Origin of the sequence: Vibrio sp. CJQ_6 (assembly GCF_043106745.1) — a bacterium.
Classification (GTDB): domain Bacteria; phylum Pseudomonadota; class Gammaproteobacteria; order Enterobacterales; family Vibrionaceae; genus Vibrio; species Vibrio furnissii.
This window is the reverse complement of record NZ_JBICMV010000028.1, coordinates 302197-316654: the sequence shown is the minus strand read 5'-3', so window position 1 is coordinate 316654 and position 14458 is coordinate 302197. Positions and strand designations below refer to the sequence as shown.

General features: G+C 51.7%; 15 protein-coding genes and 1 pseudogene. 8 read left to right on the top strand and 8 right to left on the bottom strand.

The annotated features are described in order from the left end of the window. Positions 1–30: 30 nt before the first annotated feature. Positions 31–1212: a maltose/maltodextrin ABC transporter substrate-binding protein MalE gene (gene malE, locus ACF8PK_RS16285; RefSeq protein ID WP_038152314.1), complete on the bottom strand. Its 1182-nt coding sequence runs from the start codon at positions 1210–1212 to the stop codon at positions 31–33. Positions 1213–1951: 739 nt separating this feature from the next. On the opposite strand from malE, the gene malK reads away from it, so the two are divergent. Further along, entirely contained in the window at positions 1952–3076 is a 1125-nt protein-coding gene (gene malK, locus ACF8PK_RS16280; protein WP_014258045.1) for a maltose/maltodextrin ABC transporter ATP-binding protein MalK, read from the top strand. A gap of 37 nt (positions 3077–3113) precedes the next feature. Here the strand turns inward: malK and ACF8PK_RS16275 are convergent, their stop codons facing one another. From ACF8PK_RS16275 to ACF8PK_RS16265, 3 genes are all read right to left on the bottom strand, one after another. Further along, positions 3114–3470, bottom strand: coding sequence for a hypothetical protein (locus tag ACF8PK_RS16275; protein ID WP_392442405.1), 357 nt, complete (start codon positions 3468–3470; stop codon positions 3114–3116). A gap of 26 nt (positions 3471–3496) precedes the next feature. Continuing rightward, positions 3497–4411, bottom strand: a complete 915-nt coding sequence (locus ACF8PK_RS16270) for a hypothetical protein (RefSeq protein WP_004727662.1) — start codon at positions 4409–4411, stop codon at positions 3497–3499. 70 nt (positions 4412–4481) lie between these two features. Then, positions 4482–5132, bottom strand: a complete 651-nt coding sequence (locus ACF8PK_RS16265) for a curlin subunit CsgB (protein WP_392442402.1) — start codon at positions 5130–5132, stop codon at positions 4482–4484. Positions 5133–5443: 311 nt separating this feature from the next. On the opposite strand from ACF8PK_RS16265, the gene ACF8PK_RS16260 reads away from it, so the two are divergent. The 3 genes from ACF8PK_RS16260 (at position 5444) to ACF8PK_RS16250 (ending at position 7169) form a co-directional block, all read left to right on the top strand. Continuing rightward, complete coding sequence (locus tag ACF8PK_RS16260) at positions 5444–5860, top strand: CsgE family curli-type amyloid fiber assembly protein (RefSeq protein WP_392442400.1); 417 nt, start codon at positions 5444–5446, stop codon at positions 5858–5860. A gap of 94 nt (positions 5861–5954) precedes the next feature. Further along, positions 5955–6317, top strand: a complete 363-nt coding sequence (locus ACF8PK_RS16255; protein WP_004727658.1) for a curli assembly protein CsgF — start codon at positions 5955–5957, stop codon at positions 6315–6317. 18 nt (positions 6318–6335) lie between these two features. After that, positions 6336–7169, top strand: a complete 834-nt coding sequence (locus tag ACF8PK_RS16250; protein WP_004727657.1) for a CsgG/HfaB family protein — start codon at positions 6336–6338, stop codon at positions 7167–7169. Positions 7170–7263: 94 nt separating this feature from the next. Here the strand turns inward: ACF8PK_RS16250 and ACF8PK_RS16245 are convergent, their stop codons facing one another. Beyond that, on the bottom strand, positions 7264–8169 hold the full coding sequence (locus tag ACF8PK_RS16245) for a DMT family transporter (RefSeq protein ID WP_275724851.1): 906 nt from the start codon (positions 8167–8169) through the stop codon (positions 7264–7266). Positions 8170–8266: 97 nt separating this feature from the next. Here ACF8PK_RS16245 and ACF8PK_RS16240 point away from each other — a divergent pair, with 97 nt between their 5' ends. The 4 genes and pseudogenes from ACF8PK_RS16240 (at position 8267) to ACF8PK_RS16225 (ending at position 11045) form a co-directional block, all read left to right on the top strand. Then, positions 8267–9688, top strand: coding sequence for a PLP-dependent aminotransferase family protein (locus ACF8PK_RS16240; protein ID WP_172562800.1), 1422 nt, complete (start codon positions 8267–8269; stop codon positions 9686–9688). Between the two features lie 72 nt (positions 9689–9760). Next, positions 9761–10162: pseudogene (locus ACF8PK_RS16235) on the top strand (DUF2391 family protein); the annotation flags it as partial. Between the two features lie 94 nt (positions 10163–10256). After that, positions 10257–10790, top strand: a complete 534-nt coding sequence (gene speG / locus ACF8PK_RS16230) for a spermidine N1-acetyltransferase (RefSeq protein WP_206981171.1) — start codon at positions 10257–10259, stop codon at positions 10788–10790. Positions 10791–10793: 3 nt separating this feature from the next. Continuing rightward, on the top strand, positions 10794–11045 hold the full coding sequence (locus ACF8PK_RS16225; RefSeq protein WP_143679549.1) for a Rho-binding antiterminator: 252 nt from the start codon (positions 10794–10796) through the stop codon (positions 11043–11045). 81 nt (positions 11046–11126) lie between these two features. On the opposite strand, the gene ACF8PK_RS16220 is transcribed toward ACF8PK_RS16225, so the two are convergent. From ACF8PK_RS16220 to ACF8PK_RS16210, 3 genes are all read right to left on the bottom strand, one after another. Next, on the bottom strand, positions 11127–11735 hold the full coding sequence (locus ACF8PK_RS16220; RefSeq protein ID WP_392442394.1) for a 2OG-Fe(II) oxygenase: 609 nt from the start codon (positions 11733–11735) through the stop codon (positions 11127–11129). Between the two features lie 111 nt (positions 11736–11846). Continuing rightward, positions 11847–12563: an exonuclease domain-containing protein gene (locus ACF8PK_RS16215; RefSeq protein ID WP_004727650.1), complete on the bottom strand. Its 717-nt coding sequence runs from the start codon at positions 12561–12563 to the stop codon at positions 11847–11849. Positions 12564–12567: 4 nt separating this feature from the next. Next, positions 12568–14439 carry a DUF294 nucleotidyltransferase-like domain-containing protein gene (locus ACF8PK_RS16210; RefSeq protein WP_392442391.1) on the bottom strand — a complete coding sequence of 624 codons (1872 nt, stop codon included), beginning with the start codon at positions 14437–14439 and terminating at the stop codon, positions 12568–12570. Positions 14440–14458: the final 19 nt, after the last annotated feature.

The window sequence follows — 14458 nt, the reverse complement described above, 5'->3', positions numbered from 1 at the left end:
CCCTCCTCAAAATAGTTGACGAAGGATGGTTTATTTCGTCATTTGTTTTTCTGCGTCTGCCAGAGCAGCGTCTACAGTCTGGCGGCCATCAACGACGTTGATAATGGCGTTTTTCGCTGCGCCCCAGAATGCGTTCATTTGTGGAATGTTCGGCATGATTTCACCGTTCATGGCGTTATCCATGGTCGCTGCGATACGTGCATCTGCATCCAGTTCACGTTGGAATGAGTTCAGTGCAACCGCGCCCAGTGGCTTGTCGTTGTTCATCGCACGCAGACCGTCGTTAGTCAGCAGGTAGTTCTCGATGAATTCAACGGCCAAATCACGGTTTGGAGACGCTGTGCTGATACCCGCAGTCAATACACCCACGAATGGTTTAGAAGACTGACCGTTGAATTTCGGCAGCGTGGTGACACCGTAGTTGACGCCTGATTTGTCGATGTTGCTCCAAGACCAAGGACCATTGATGGTCATCGCCGTGTTGCCTTTGATGAACTGCGCTTCAGACACTGAGTAGTCCATGTCCGCAGAGATCACGCCGCTGTCCACCAAGCCTTTCACGAAGCTCATCGCTTCTTTCACGCCTTTCTTGTCGATACCCGCGTCTTTCACGTCGTAGCCGTCAGAGGTGTATTTGAATGCGTAACCGCCATCAGCAGCCATCAGAGGCCATGTGAAGTACGGTTCTTTCAGGTTCCACATGATCGCAGACTTGCCGTTTTTCTTCAGTTTCGCGTCAAGCGCAGCCACTTCTTCCCAAGATTTTGGTGGGTTTGGCACAAGGTCTTTGTTGTAGATCAGAGATAGCGATTCAACCGCAACTGGGTAGCCGATCAGTTTGCCGTTGTATTTCACAGCATCCCACGCGAAATCAACGATGCCGTCTTTCACTTTTTGAGATGGCTTGATTTCAGCCAGCAGGCCAGCTTCAGCGTAACCACCGAAACGGTCGTGAGCCCAGAACACGATATCAGGACCATCACCCGTCGCAGCGGTTTGTGGGAACTTGTCTTGTAGTCCATCAGGATGCGCCACGGTCACTTTGATACCCGTGTCGGCTTCAAACTGTTTACCAACTTCTGCAAGACCGTTGTAACCTTTGTCACCGTTGATCCAGATAGTCAGTTGTCCTTCTTGAATAGCAGCGTGTGCACCAAAAGAACCAAGAGCGACCATAGTACTTAGCGCTACCGTGCTTAGGGCGTTTTTCATGTTCATATCCTTTTTATTAGTGTTGTAGGGCTCACCAGATGAGGTTTCGCCGTATTTCGCCATATATCATCAGAAAAAACGGGCTCGTCCTCATCCTCCTACTCCCTACGCCCTTTGCATTATGGCGTATTTTCGTGATCTCTATCGTTGAGAGTTCGAGACAAAAGTCACAAAAAAAACAAGGTTTGTGATCATTATCAAGTTGATGGCAATCAATAATTTGAACTCGATCAGACTTGGTGTTTCTCTCACCCCTCCACCTCCTCCTTGACTACTCCCCCTGCAAAAAAAGTGATTAGGAGGATGTATTCACTCCCTGATTCACAGAAACTGCATACATCCAAGAGTGGATGGTAAGAACCTTTCCAGTATGTCAGATAATACTGGCTTGCATCGCCGAATTGGTTTGCTGTCACAGAGGGTGCGTTCGTGGTAATTATTGTACGGGGGAGACGTGCATCTGTGTCGGGGGAAGCAAACGATTCTTGGCTTTGATGGGTGATGGTTTCTTCAGATCCTTTGTCTGAAGCATCACCCTTTCTTTTCTTACTTGCCAGCTCTTTGATGCATCAACATAAAAGGTATGTGCGGCCTGGCCGCGGAATCATTCACACTCACCAGAGCGTTGATTCACCTAAAACGTATTCCTACTGTTATTGCTCGCAGACATTTTTTATAAAAAAGTTCATATAATGACGAGCAGTAATCATTAAAAAATCTTGATCCGAGGACGAGCTAGATGGCGAGTGTCACGTTAAAAAATGTATGTAAAGCTTACGGCGATGTGCTGATTTCTAAGAATGTCGATTTGGACATCAAAGAGGGTGAGTTTGTCGTCTTCGTCGGTCCATCAGGCTGTGGTAAATCGACCCTTCTGCGCTGTATCGCGGGCTTGGAAGACATCACTTCCGGCGACCTGTTCATTGGCGACCAACGCATGAACGACATCGAACCCTCCAAACGTGGCGTGGGCATGGTGTTCCAATCTTACGCACTCTACCCGCACCTCAACCTGCACGATAACATGTCGTTTGGCCTGAAATTGGCAAAAGCCGATAAGAAAGAAATCAGCAAACGCGTTGAACACGCCGCCGAAATTCTTCAACTGAGCCACCTGCTGGATCGTCAACCGAAAGCGCTGTCTGGTGGCCAACGTCAACGTGTGGCCATCGGCCGTACATTGGTCTCGCAACCGAATGTCTTCCTGCTGGATGAACCGCTGTCTAACTTGGATGCGGCGCTGCGTGTTCAGATGCGTTCTGAAATCACCAAACTGCAACGTAAACTGGGCTGCACCATGATTTACGTTACCCACGATCAGGTCGAAGCGATGACCATGGCCGATAAGATTGTGGTCCTCGATGCAGGCTTTGTATCACAAGTGGGTAAACCGCTTGAGTTATACCACTACCCACAAAACCGCTTCGTGGCAGGTTTCATCGGTTCTCCGAAAATGAACTTCATGAGTGTGACGGTTGATGAAGCCGAGAAAGAGCGCGTAAAAGTGAGCTTGTCGAATGGCTTCTCATTCTGGATTCCTGTGGATGGCACCACGGTCACACCGGGCTCTCGCATGTCTTTGGGCGTACGTCCTGAACACTTGGTTGAAGCCGACGACGGCGATGCACGCATCGAAGGCAAAGTGATGATTGTGGAGAAACTGGGCAACGAAACTCAGGTGTACATGAACGTGAAGGGTTCTGATTCAGACATCATCTACCGCCAACCAGACACGCTCGATATCGAAGTGGGTGATACACTGACTATCGGTATTCCAGCGCACCGTTGTCACCTATTCCACAGCGATGGCCGCGCGTGCCAACGTCTGTTCCAAGAGAAAGGCGTCGAGTTCCTGAGCGAATAAGCGCAACCTTTCAACACACAAAAAACGGCCGCTTGCATCAAGGGGCCGTTTTGCATTCTGCGCCAATTGTGAGGGATTCACTTTCGCCTGCCATCGTGCCCGCCGTCAGCGTGAGCGGTAACTGCTCCGCCCCAAGGCCTAAGGTGAGCGTTGTTTGCCCTTGCAAGCGATGCAAAATCCGGCTGCCAGACGCCGAAACCACACTCACCGAACCAGAAAAACTGGCCTGACTTTCGACCGTCAGGTGCAATGTGTGCTCGCTGTCGAAGGTGCAATCCACCTGCAATTGCCCCTCCAGTAAGGCGACATGTGTCATCTCATGCCCTTGCGCCATCGCGGCGGTTGAGAGAAGCAAAAAAGCGGCGCATAGCGCCGCTGTCTCGTGATGTGTCATAGCCAACGTGCCGTTGTCGCGCTGCGTTAGTACTGGCTGATCGCGACCGTGTTGTTGTGGCTTAAGGCCAGATTCACGTTCGCCGTATCCCCGTAGGTTTGCACCACGCTGATGGTGTTGTTACTACTCCAGTTCACATACACGTTCGCATCGGCATTAGAGTTGCTTTGTGTCACGTAAATGTCGTTGTCGTCACTGGCAATCAGGTCGACATCCGCAGCGTTATTTGAACCGGTTTGATTGACGTGAACGGTGTTGATGTCACTGTAAAGCACGTCTACATCCAGTTGGTTCGCGGTGCCGTTTTGCGTGAATGCCACTTCGTTGCCGTAACCACTGTCAATCAGCACATCGGCCACGTTGTCAGTGCCTTGCACATTCCCCGTCACCATGCTGCTGTCAGCCCAATCGAGCACCACGTTAGCTTGGTTGCCTGAACCCGACGCCGCCAATGAGACGTTGCTGTCATCGGTGCCACGTTTCAGTTCAACACTGGTGGTGTTTTCCGTACCATTTTGGACCACAGAAACGGTGTCATTGTCGTAAGAGTATGCGCGACCACGATGGTAGTTGTCGGTTTTGATCGAGGCATCATTCAAATCACCGCCTTGATTGATGGAAAAGTTGGCGTTCTTCGCGCCCAATGCAGTGATGCTGCCGGTGTTGGTGTCACCCGTTTGGTTGATGGCCAGCGTAGAGCCGTCGACGTCAAACGCGCGAATCGTTGCCGCATTGTCACCGCCATTTTGATACACAGACAGCGTGTTTCCAGACGAGAAGCTGGAGTCGATCAGCGCCGAGTTACCTTGAGATGAGGAGACTTGCGTAATCGTAACAGCCGAGTCGTTGGTCAAATAAAGATTGGCCGTTGCATCATTGTTTGCCAAAGCACTGCCTGATGCCAACGCTGCGGTGATGAATAGAGCAATTTTTGTTTTCATGACATTTTCCTTGATATCATATTGTTACTTTTGAATAGACGGGAATGACAACACGTGTCGTACGCTATTATTAGTATTGCGTGACGTACACATTAATCCCTGAACCACCAATTATGGCGAGATAGTCATTACCATTTTGACTGATGCCATAATTAGAGCCACCTTTATCGACAATATAAGCTTGGTTATTATGTCCGGTTTGATTAATACTTAACGAACTCGCTGCACCGGTTTGAATAATAGCCGCTACGTTAAAGTTACCGTTTTGATTAATCCACGCTTCATGCCCATAACCACTCTGACCAATGACTGCTTTATTCTGGTTTCCGGTTTGGGTAATTAACGCCGTGTTCGCCGAGCCTTCTTGCCAAATTGTTGCCTGACTTCTTCTGCTGTCGTGCTGAATAACTTTCACTTTGTTGCCAGCCTGACGACCATACTGTTCAATGGTGACCTCGCCACCGATCGCATTCTCCATAGAGACTTCAGCGTAGTTATCGGCGGTGATAACATCCTCCAACTCATTGAAAGGACTTAAATCACCCATGCCAGTACCGAAGCGACCGATCGCCGTGCCACCCCACGAATACGCGACGGATGTGTCAATATCGTCGTGTGTTTGATTATTCCGGTCTTGCGACCAAGCCATGTTGGACATCATCAATATCACGATGACCTCCATCAACAGCATCATGACGTAGGCAGTTATACTGACGAACATATTTCCTCCCTTACGCAGAGAACATTGTGCCCTCGAAGAAATAGATTAATCGCGATACCGATATCCAGCCATCAACTTTACATTAATATTTAAAAGTATTTTTTTATAATTTAGTTATTCAAAAGTGAGGAAATAAACACTCCTTCGCATGATAGGAATAATATTAAAACCACGACTTTAGTTTATATCTAATCAGGCAATAAAAACCTATGATTAGCGCTGAATAAAATATGTTAATAATAATGGTATCAACAATGAGAAATAGAATATTACGTTCTGTATTTTTCTTCTGTTCTGCCATATTTCTGTTAATGAGTTCTTCAAGCAATGCCAATCCTGAGGATCAGGCGAGCTTGGAAAATGGCCAGCAACTGGAAAGTAATGACTCGTTGAATCTGAATGATGTGAACGGCCTCATTATCGACCGAACCATGACAGGCATCGGCAGCAATTTTTATACGGAATTTTCCAAATACATGAATGAAAGCCAGCCCGACCTGAATGAAAACTTCACGGTGAAAGAGCGAGCAACCGCCTCACAAGGCAGCATTATCACGGTTTGGCACTCACAGAAAGTGGTGTATCGCACCACGTTGTCGCCCGGCGCCGGACAAGCCCGAGAGAAAGCACAAGCCGCCGTTGCGACCGTGAGCAATTACTTATTGCGCTGGAAAATAGAACGGCTCTATTCAGATACGTTTGATCTCGACCACGACGAATTGCAGTAACAGTGAAGCACACAAGGACATCACAATGAATAGCGTAAAACATGGATGCCGCGCGCAGTGTCGCGTTCTCCCACCACGAGTGACTCACGCAGTCATGGTCAGCCTGCTCGCCACGACTCTATCTGCCCCCGCGTTCAGCTCTTCTCTGGTTTATGAGCCCGTCAATCCAACTTTTGGTGGCAACCCGCTCAATACCACACACCTGTTTTCACGCGCGGAAGCCATCAACGATTACGAGGGTAGCTCAGGCTCTTCCAGCTCCTCGTCGGTGCTCTCGTCACTCACTTCCAGCTTGCAATCGCGCCTCATCAGCCAACTTTTGGCGACCGGAGAGGCCGGCAGCCTAGAAACCAATGATTATTCTTTGGTGATCACCGATAACGACGGCTACCTGACCATCACCATCACCGACAAGGCGACGGGTGAGTCCACCGACATTCAAGTGTCTGGGCTGTAACACAGGATGACATGGACCATGAAAACAGGACTGATGCTGTGTGTTGCGCTGCTGGCGGGGTGTTCAAATTCGATGTCGATTCCCGATGCCGATGAATCGCCAACCCTGACACCACGTGGCCCCACGTACAACGACTTGGTGAAGCTACCGCTGCCCAAAGGCAAGATCATGGTGTCGGTGTACGATTTCCGCGATCAAACCGGACAATACAAATCGTCGCCCAACAGCAGTTTCTCCACGGCGGTTCCACAAGGCGGTACCTCCATGTTGACCACGGCGCTGCTTGATTCAGGTTGGTTCTTGCCTTTGGAGCGGGAGGGGCTGCAAAATCTGCTCACCGAGCGCAAAATCATTCGCGCGGCGCAGAAAAAAGATCAAACACCCGCCAACATTGGCGACGACTTACCGGCGCTCAAATCGGCCAATCTGGTGATTGAAGGCGGCATCATCGGCTATGAATCGGATCTCAAAACCGGTGGCCATGGCGCAGGTTATCTTGGCTTTGCGGCTTACGGTCAATATCGCATGGATCAGGTGACGGTCAATTTGCGCGCCGTGGATGTGCGCACCGGGCAGATTGTGCTCAGCGTCACCACCAGCAAAACCATCTTTTCGCAAGAGGTCTCTGCCAGCGTCTTTCGCTATATCGCCTATCAAGATCTGCTGGAACTCGAATCGGGCTACACCAATAACGAGCCGGTCAATATCGCCATCATGTCGGCCATCGATTCCGCGGTGATTCACATGGTGGTCAATGGCATCAAGCGCGGCTTATGGCAACCGGCAGACGAAGCGCAGCTCAAAAACCCGATCATTCAGCGCTACTCGGATGAAACGGTCGCGATCCTGTAAGCCGTCGCGATTCTTTGAGCAGCCATCACGACAAAGCCCCGTATCCACGGGGCTTTTGAATATCGAGTCGCCAATGGCGCGTGTTCGACCGCGGTTAACTGTCTTGGCGAAGCGCAACTGGCATGTTGCGGCGCAGCAACACTGGTTTTTTCACCACCAGATAGACTGCCATCGCCGCCATCGCAAACCCCAGCACGCCAAGGGCATCAAACGATTCGCCAAAGCAGAGCCACGCCTGCAGCGCCGTGGTCGGCGGCACCAGATAAAACACAGAGGCAACACTTGATGAAGCGCCGTGCTCCACCATGTACAACAGCAGCAAAATGGCGATACACGACAACACAACCACGAGCCACGCGAGCGTCATAATAAAGGTCGGCGTCCAATCCACCTGCATGGTTTCAAAACTAAACGCCACAGGAATCAGTAGCGCGGCCGCCGCCACATACTGCACCAAAGCCCCGCCAATCAAGTCGACGCCCTGACAAAACTTCTTCTGATACAGCGTGCCCAGCGTAATGCCTGTCAATGAGATGAGACACATGCCAATCGCCGCCCATTGGTGCGCGTCCGATTGCCACTCCATGTTCCCCAGCAGCACACAGCTAATTCCTGCAAAGCCCAATCCCAGCCCCACCCACTGCGCCAGATTCAAACGCTCGGTCGCCATACAGACCAAAAGCAGCGCGGTCAAAATCGGTTGAATGCCCACCAGCAGTGACGTTAGCCCCGCGGGCATGCCCCAGTAAATCGCCTGATACGTACCGCCCAGATAAAGGCCGTGAATCAACAGCCCCGTCACGCAAGAGTGCCAGAACGATTTGCCCGTCGGCACGCGGCGTTTGAGCACAGCAATCAGCCCGGCAAACAGCAACACGTTAAACACCATCCGCAAGGTTAAGAACGTCATGGGCTCAGCGTACGCCAGCCCAAAGCGAGCGCCAACAAAGCCGGACGCCCAAAGCACCACAAACAGGAACGGAATCATTTTGACAAGCATGGAAAAATCTCTGGAGTTCTGAGTCACAATGACGTTACTTTAGTTGGGTACAGAAAAACTAAAAAGGCACAGTTGATAGCGTTTTAATGGGTACAGAATGAAAGACGATTGCAAATACAGTGATGTGGAAGCGCAGCTGCGCCAGTCGATGGAAGATGGCCTGTTTCAAGCCCACGACAAGCTGCCCTCGATTCGGCAGTTGAGTGAGCGCCAGCGGGTTGGCAAAAACACCGTCATTCGTGCGTATCAAGAATTGGAAGCGCAAGGCTGGGTCTATGCCGTGCCGCGCTCGGGTTATCGCGTGGCTGAACGGGCGTTGAAAACCGAGACACCTTCCCATCCGCCATCGCGCGTTGATTTGTTATCGATGTCGAAGTCCATTTTGACGCAGCCGATCATTCAACACGACATGCCGGCCGGCTCGGCGCATCCCGACACCGATTCGCCCGCCATTCGCAGTTTGTATGCTGAAATTGGCCGCCACAGTCGCCTGCAAACCCACATGCCCTGCCACTATCAATTGCCACCGGGTCACGATCAACTGGTGCGCCAACTGCGCAAAATCACGCGCGATCTCGGCATCGATGCCCAGCGGAGTGACATCGCCATCACGCACGGCGGCCAGCAAGCGATCAGTTTGGCACTGCGCGCCTTGACGCAGCCCGGCGATATTGTCGCGGTAGAATCGCCCTGCTACTTCGGCACCTTATTGCTGCTGGAATCATTGGGATTGCGTGTAATTGAAATTGCGTGTCATCCCGCCACCGGCATCGATATCGACGCTCTGCAAGATGCCGTGACCCGCTGGCCAATCAAGGCCTTGTTGGTCACGCCCAATTTCAATAACCCAACCGGGGCGCAAATGCCTTTGAGTCACCGCCAAGCGCTGCTTGCCGTGACGCGCACGCTGCCCATTATTGAAGATGATGTGTTTGGCAGCCTAGGGTTTGGTGAGCCGATTCCCAGCCTCAAAGCGCTTGATACCGAAGAGCGCGTGATTTACCTCAACTCGCTGTCTAAAACCCTCGACTCGCGCCTGCGCATCGGCTGGATTGTGGCTGGTCGCTACCTGCCGCAAATCGAAAAGGTACTGCTGAGTGAAAACATGGGCAGCCTCAATTTAATGCAATCGGCGGTGGCCGAATTTCTCACCACCGGCAAATACCGCACGCACCTCGCCCGCATGCGCCGCGTCTATCAGCAACGCCAACAGCGTTTTGCGCGCTTGTTACACCAAGCGTTTCAACAACAGCCTGCACTGGCCGGGCGCTATCATGTGTCGCGCCCGGACGGCTCGTTTCTGTGTTGGTTGACGTTGCCGCACACGGTGGACACCTACCGCATTTATCATGCCTGCTTGGCAAAGAAAATCAGCCTGTTACCTGGACATTTGTTTGCCACCCAAGGCCAGTTCAATCACTGCATTCGCTTTAGTGTCGCGACCCTCAACGATGACGCAACGTGGTTGCGCAGCTTGACGGTGCTCGCGGCGCTCATCGCCGAGCAACTGCAATCTTGACGTGGCGAAGCTCGCCAAATGCGCCGAGTCAGCGTACAGTGAAAAGAGCAACAGAATCAGCAGCCTGGGAAAACATCGATGAAATTCAGTTTTAATTTGGAAGATGCAGGACAAGTTTGCGTGGGCGCATTTGCGCTTGCCGTACCCATCTCGTTTTCAGAAGAAGCGTGGCAACTGGGCACCTCGCTGCCGCTGCCCAACCTCCTGTTATTGCTGACGCTATCGCTGGGTTTCTTGGGCGTCTTTGCCTATGGCAGCGTCTTTCAAAGCAACATTCGCGCGCGCATTCCGGTGTTCGTGTTTCGCATCTTAATTGCCTACGTCATCACCGCTTTGGTGGTCGGGTTTGTGCTGCTGGCGCTGGATAAACTGCCGCTGCTGGATGAACCGCTGGTGTCGCTCAAACGCATCATCGTCATCGCCATGCCAGCCTCGATGGGCGCCATTGTGGTCGACAGTTTCGATAAAGAATAATTCGTGGTAACGGCTTGTTTTGCCATCAATCGGCGCTATATTCGTTATCCGATACGACCCATCATGAGTCAGGATGAGAACATCAGGAATCGTTATGAAACATCAATTAAGCCTCAGAGCGCTTGAACGCGGCGATTTGCGTTTTATCCATAACCTAAACAACAACCGCAACATCATGTCGTACTGGTTTGAAGAACCTTATGAATCATTTGATGAACTGGAAGAGTTGTATAACAAACACATTCACGACAACGCAGAGCGTCGCTTTGTGGTCGAAAATGACGACAAAGAACTGGTTGGCCTCGTCGAGCTGATCGAAATCAACTACATTCACCGTAGCGCCGAATTTCAAATCATCATCACGCCGGATCACCAAGGCAAGGGATTTGCGCGCACGTTGATCAACAAAGCGCTGGACTATTCGTTCACCATTTTGAACCTGCACAAAATCTACCTGCATGTGGCCATCGAGAACGAAAAAGCGGTGCATTTGTATGAATCGTGCGGCTTTGTGGAAGAGGGGCATTTGGTGCAGGAGTTCTTCATCAACGGTCGCTACCGCGACGTGAAACGCATGTACATTCTGCAAGAAGATTACATCAACAAAGTCCTCAACAAAGACGAATAAGCGATGATTTCCTGCAGCCAATATGACGCCATCGAACTGGCCTGCGTCTACCAATTTCCGGTTGCTGTGACGCTGCTCAACGGCGAGGTGGTGCAAGGCATCGCCAAAGGCACCGGGTACAATGCCGAGCGCCAAGAGTGTTTGGTGCTGCAGCAAGCCGAATGCGAGCGTTGGGTTGAAACCGCCACGCTGCGACGCATGCAAGTTCTGATTGAAAACCCGCATCTCAGCGACATTCACTTTCAGCAGCAATAAAAAAACCGCGCTACGGCTAAGCCGTAGCGCGGTTTTTTTATTGGGTATTATCACCGAGATTTTGGGTGTGATCACCGAGATTCAGTTGGCGATGTCGAGCTTGTTTTCCGTCACACCATTGGTTCGAAACCAACCTGCAATGCTGATGCGCTCAGCGTTGGTGGTCAACACTTCGTGGGGAAATTTCTCCGACAAAAACACCACCAAACGCCCCGCCACAGGCGCAATCGTCTCAATCAAATGGTCATCGAGATCGTAGAGTTTCAGCTCGCCACCATCCGCCGGTTGCCAATCGGAATTCATGTAGAACACCGTGGTCAGCTTGCGATTTTCTTGGCCGCGAAACGCATCCAAATGCTTCTTGTAGAAATCGCCCTGCTCATATTTGGCAAAATGCGCTTCATACTCAAACAGGCCGAGGAAAAAATCGCGGTTCACCGTCTGACGAATCTGCTCCATCCGTTCCAGATAATCCTGAATCGGCTGCCCCATGGTTTGGCTCAGCCACTGGATCTTATCGCTTCGAATGGTGGCCTCACGCTGCACGTCGTCGTGGCGACCGATGCGAGCACGATGCCACGTTTCCGGCACACATTCGCTGAGACGCTGCACCTGCTCGGGTGCCAAAAAGTCGTCCCAAATAAACCATCCTTGATCCGCGATGGCGTCTAATAACGCATCTAATGCCATAATTGTTATGCACGTTGACAAAAAGAGGCGTTATAGAGGTCTGGCGAAAAAGCCGCAAATCGGATTGTTTGTCTTAAAGGACAAGAATAATTATCAACAATCAATTCGCCATTACGGCATCATGATTTTCGATACTTTGGGCGGGTGGTTTTTGAACAGCGATTTCATCTGCGCGGTGAACAATTCCGCCGTCGCCAGCGCATCGATGGCTGCGGAATGGGCGTTATATTGCGGCAACGCGTAACGCGTGCGCACATCGTTGAGCTGAAAACTGGTGCCACACTCGGTTTTACCGGCATAGGTCATCTGCTTTTCTATTTGCAAGGTGTCGACCCACACACACGGAAAGTGTTCGATTGCAAAGCGTTCACGCATGTACTGCGCCACAAACGCCCGTTCGATGCACGCCCCGTGCACCAACGCAATCTTACCGGCCAATTGACCAAACAACCGATCCATCGCCTCATCCAGCGTCACGCCATGTGCCAACACTTGCGGCGTAATGTGGTTGATCACTGCCGAGTCAGCGGTGACAAATTCCGGGTGACGCACGAATATCTCTTCGCTGGCGGCCACATCGATTTGGTCCAGCGTCATGCCGACCCAGCCCAAGCTCAGAATTTGATCGTGCCCGGCATCCACGCCGGAGGTTTCAAAATCAAATGCCAGTAAATCGTGCTGGTAAACCAACGCGTCCACATCCGGTAATGGCTGGCTGAAATAGTTCGCCAGCCCCGGCGTCCAATCGGCGCGAGCGGCCAGCGCGTCATGCTGCTGCTGTAATTTGGGCAGGCCGCCCCCAAAGTGGCGCTTGATGGTTTCCAACATGGTTTTACCCTTTCACAAACCGTAATTTCGCCACGTCTTGCAGCTCACTGATGATCTTAAACGCATCTTTCAGGTGCTTCCGTTCAAAGCTGCTGAACGTGTCCGGCGCGATGTGGTTGTTTGCCTCTTTTCCTTCCCGAATCGCCTGCAACTGATGTTGGAAACGCACTTGGGTAATGAACTTGTAGGCGCCGATGATGTTCTGACAGCTGTCTTCCGACATGCTGCCTTGCTGCGCGGCGTAACGAAAACGCTCTTCGGTGCCCGTCATCGAGCCGCCCGCCGCCAAGCTGAAAATGCGCGCTAAGTCGATGATCAGATTGAGCGCGTACTTTTTGATGTTGAGGGTGTTGCTGTTGTCGCCGCCCTTTTCCAACACCAGATTATTGAAGATCCCGAGCGGCGGCTGCGTATCAATGGCGTCAGTCACCAAAGCAGGCAAGAAGTTCGGGCTGTTTTGAATGCACTGGTGCAGATGCGCCTGCATTTGGTCAACCAGCTCGCTGTTACCGTAAATTGAACGCACTTCCAAAAACACGCTGATACTCAGCAGTTTGTTGTACTCCGGGCTGGCAACCCATTTGCGGTAATACTCTTTCCACACGCTCAGTGGCTGACACCATTTCGGCGAAGCGGCCATGTATTTGCCGTCGCACAGCGGATAACCGCATGCGGCCAAGCCGTTGCACACGCGCATCGCCAAATGCGTGAAATAGAGAATGTGTTCGGGTTTCACATCATCCGACAGTACCAACGCGCTGTCTTGGTCAGACAACATGTGCACTTCATTGCGCGCATGCGAACCCGCCACCACCCACGCGTATTCGCACGGCGGCGGCCCCAGCAACTCTTCGGTAATTTGCAGCAGACGGCGTGTAAACGCATCCATGATCATCGACATCACGCGCCCTTGGATTTCGGCGCTGACCCCGCTTTCCACCAGCGATTCGAAAATCGATTGTTTCTCAACTTTCAGTGCCGCCAGCGCATTGACCGAGCTGGCGTATTTGATTTTCTCAATCAAAAACAGCGCTTGCGTGCGATGGTTGTGCACCAGATGCGAGGTGGTCAGCAAGCCCACCACGTCGTTGCCACGCACCACCGGCAGGCAGCGAATGTTGTATTGCAGCATGATGGAGATGGCCTGAATGACTTTGTCATCGGCCTGAATCAGCTGCGGGTTTTGCGTCATCACCCGTTGAATAGGTTGTTGAATGTCAATGCCGGACGCCACCACGCTGCGCGTCATGTCGCGGTCGGTCACGATGCCCACAATGTCACCGCCCCGCGTGATCACCGCACACGAGCTGCGGCGGCGCTCATCATCACACATGATTCTGGCGACCTCTTGAATGGCGGTGTTTTCATCGACAATGGCGATGTTTTCACTGGCAATTTCACCCACACGGCGAAAGAACAAGCCCTTCTCTTCTTCGCGGCACACGCTGTTGACCGCCGACACCAAACGCAATTGCGCTTGCGAGGCGAAGTAATCAGCAAACTCCGGGTGCTCTTGGCACACCGTCAACACATCGCGGTGCGGCACAAGGTAGAGCAGCGAGTCTTGAATCGCCTCGGCCTGATAGCCGTCTTCAGCATCTTTAAGCGGCGCTAAGAAGGTAAAGCCAAACTGATCTTCTTCGCCCAATCGGGCACGCAACTCACCGTCGCGGCGGCGCTGCTCAATCGCACCCGTACGAATGATGTAGAGATAGCGGTCGTCACACAGGGCGCTGAATTCAATCTTCTCCCCTTTGGCGAGGTAGCGCACTTTGACGTGATTAGCCAGCGACGCAACGATCGTGGAGGGCAATTTATCAAACGGATCGAGCTTGATAAGAAAGTCATAAATGTTAGGAGTTAATGATGAGCCCAAAATGCCCTCCAAATTCAAA

What these genes read in the sequence shown, in the direction of transcription:
- ACF8PK_RS16250 (WP_004727657.1), top strand. Translation starts at nt 6,336, where the DNA reads ATGAAAACAGGACTGATGCTGTGTGTTGCGCTGCTGGCGGGGTGTTCA.
- ACF8PK_RS16245 (WP_275724851.1), bottom strand. Translation starts at nt 8,169, where the DNA reads ATGCTTGTCAAAATGATTCCGTTCCTGTTTGTGGTGCTTTGGGCGTCC.
- ACF8PK_RS16225 (WP_143679549.1), top strand. Translation starts at nt 10,794, where the DNA reads ATGATTTCCTGCAGCCAATATGACGCCATCGAACTGGCCTGCGTCTAC.
- speG (WP_206981171.1), top strand. Translation starts at nt 10,257, where the DNA reads ATGAAACATCAATTAAGCCTCAGAGCGCTTGAACGCGGCGATTTGCGT.
- malK (WP_014258045.1), top strand. Translation starts at nt 1,952, where the DNA reads ATGGCGAGTGTCACGTTAAAAAATGTATGTAAAGCTTACGGCGATGTG.
- ACF8PK_RS16255 (WP_004727658.1), top strand. Translation starts at nt 5,955, where the DNA reads ATGGTCAGCCTGCTCGCCACGACTCTATCTGCCCCCGCGTTCAGCTCT.
- ACF8PK_RS16270 (WP_004727662.1), bottom strand. Translation starts at nt 4,411, where the DNA reads ATGAAAACAAAAATTGCTCTATTCATCACCGCAGCGTTGGCATCAGGC.
- ACF8PK_RS16275 (WP_392442405.1), bottom strand. Translation starts at nt 3,470, where the DNA reads ATGACACATCACGAGACAGCGGCGCTATGCGCCGCTTTTTTGCTTCTC.
- ACF8PK_RS16265 (WP_392442402.1), bottom strand. Translation starts at nt 5,132, where the DNA reads ATGTTCGTCAGTATAACTGCCTACGTCATGATGCTGTTGATGGAGGTC.
- ACF8PK_RS16260 (WP_392442400.1), top strand. Translation starts at nt 5,444, where the DNA reads ATGAGTTCTTCAAGCAATGCCAATCCTGAGGATCAGGCGAGCTTGGAA.
- malE (WP_038152314.1), bottom strand. Translation starts at nt 1,212, where the DNA reads ATGAAAAACGCCCTAAGCACGGTAGCGCTAAGTACTATGGTCGCTCTT.
- ACF8PK_RS16220 (WP_392442394.1), bottom strand. Translation starts at nt 11,735, where the DNA reads ATGGCATTAGATGCGTTATTAGACGCCATCGCGGATCAAGGATGGTTT.
- ACF8PK_RS16240 (WP_172562800.1), top strand. Translation starts at nt 8,267, where the DNA reads ATGAAAGACGATTGCAAATACAGTGATGTGGAAGCGCAGCTGCGCCAG.
- ACF8PK_RS16215 (WP_004727650.1), bottom strand. Translation starts at nt 12,563, where the DNA reads ATGTTGGAAACCATCAAGCGCCACTTTGGGGGCGGCCTGCCCAAATTA.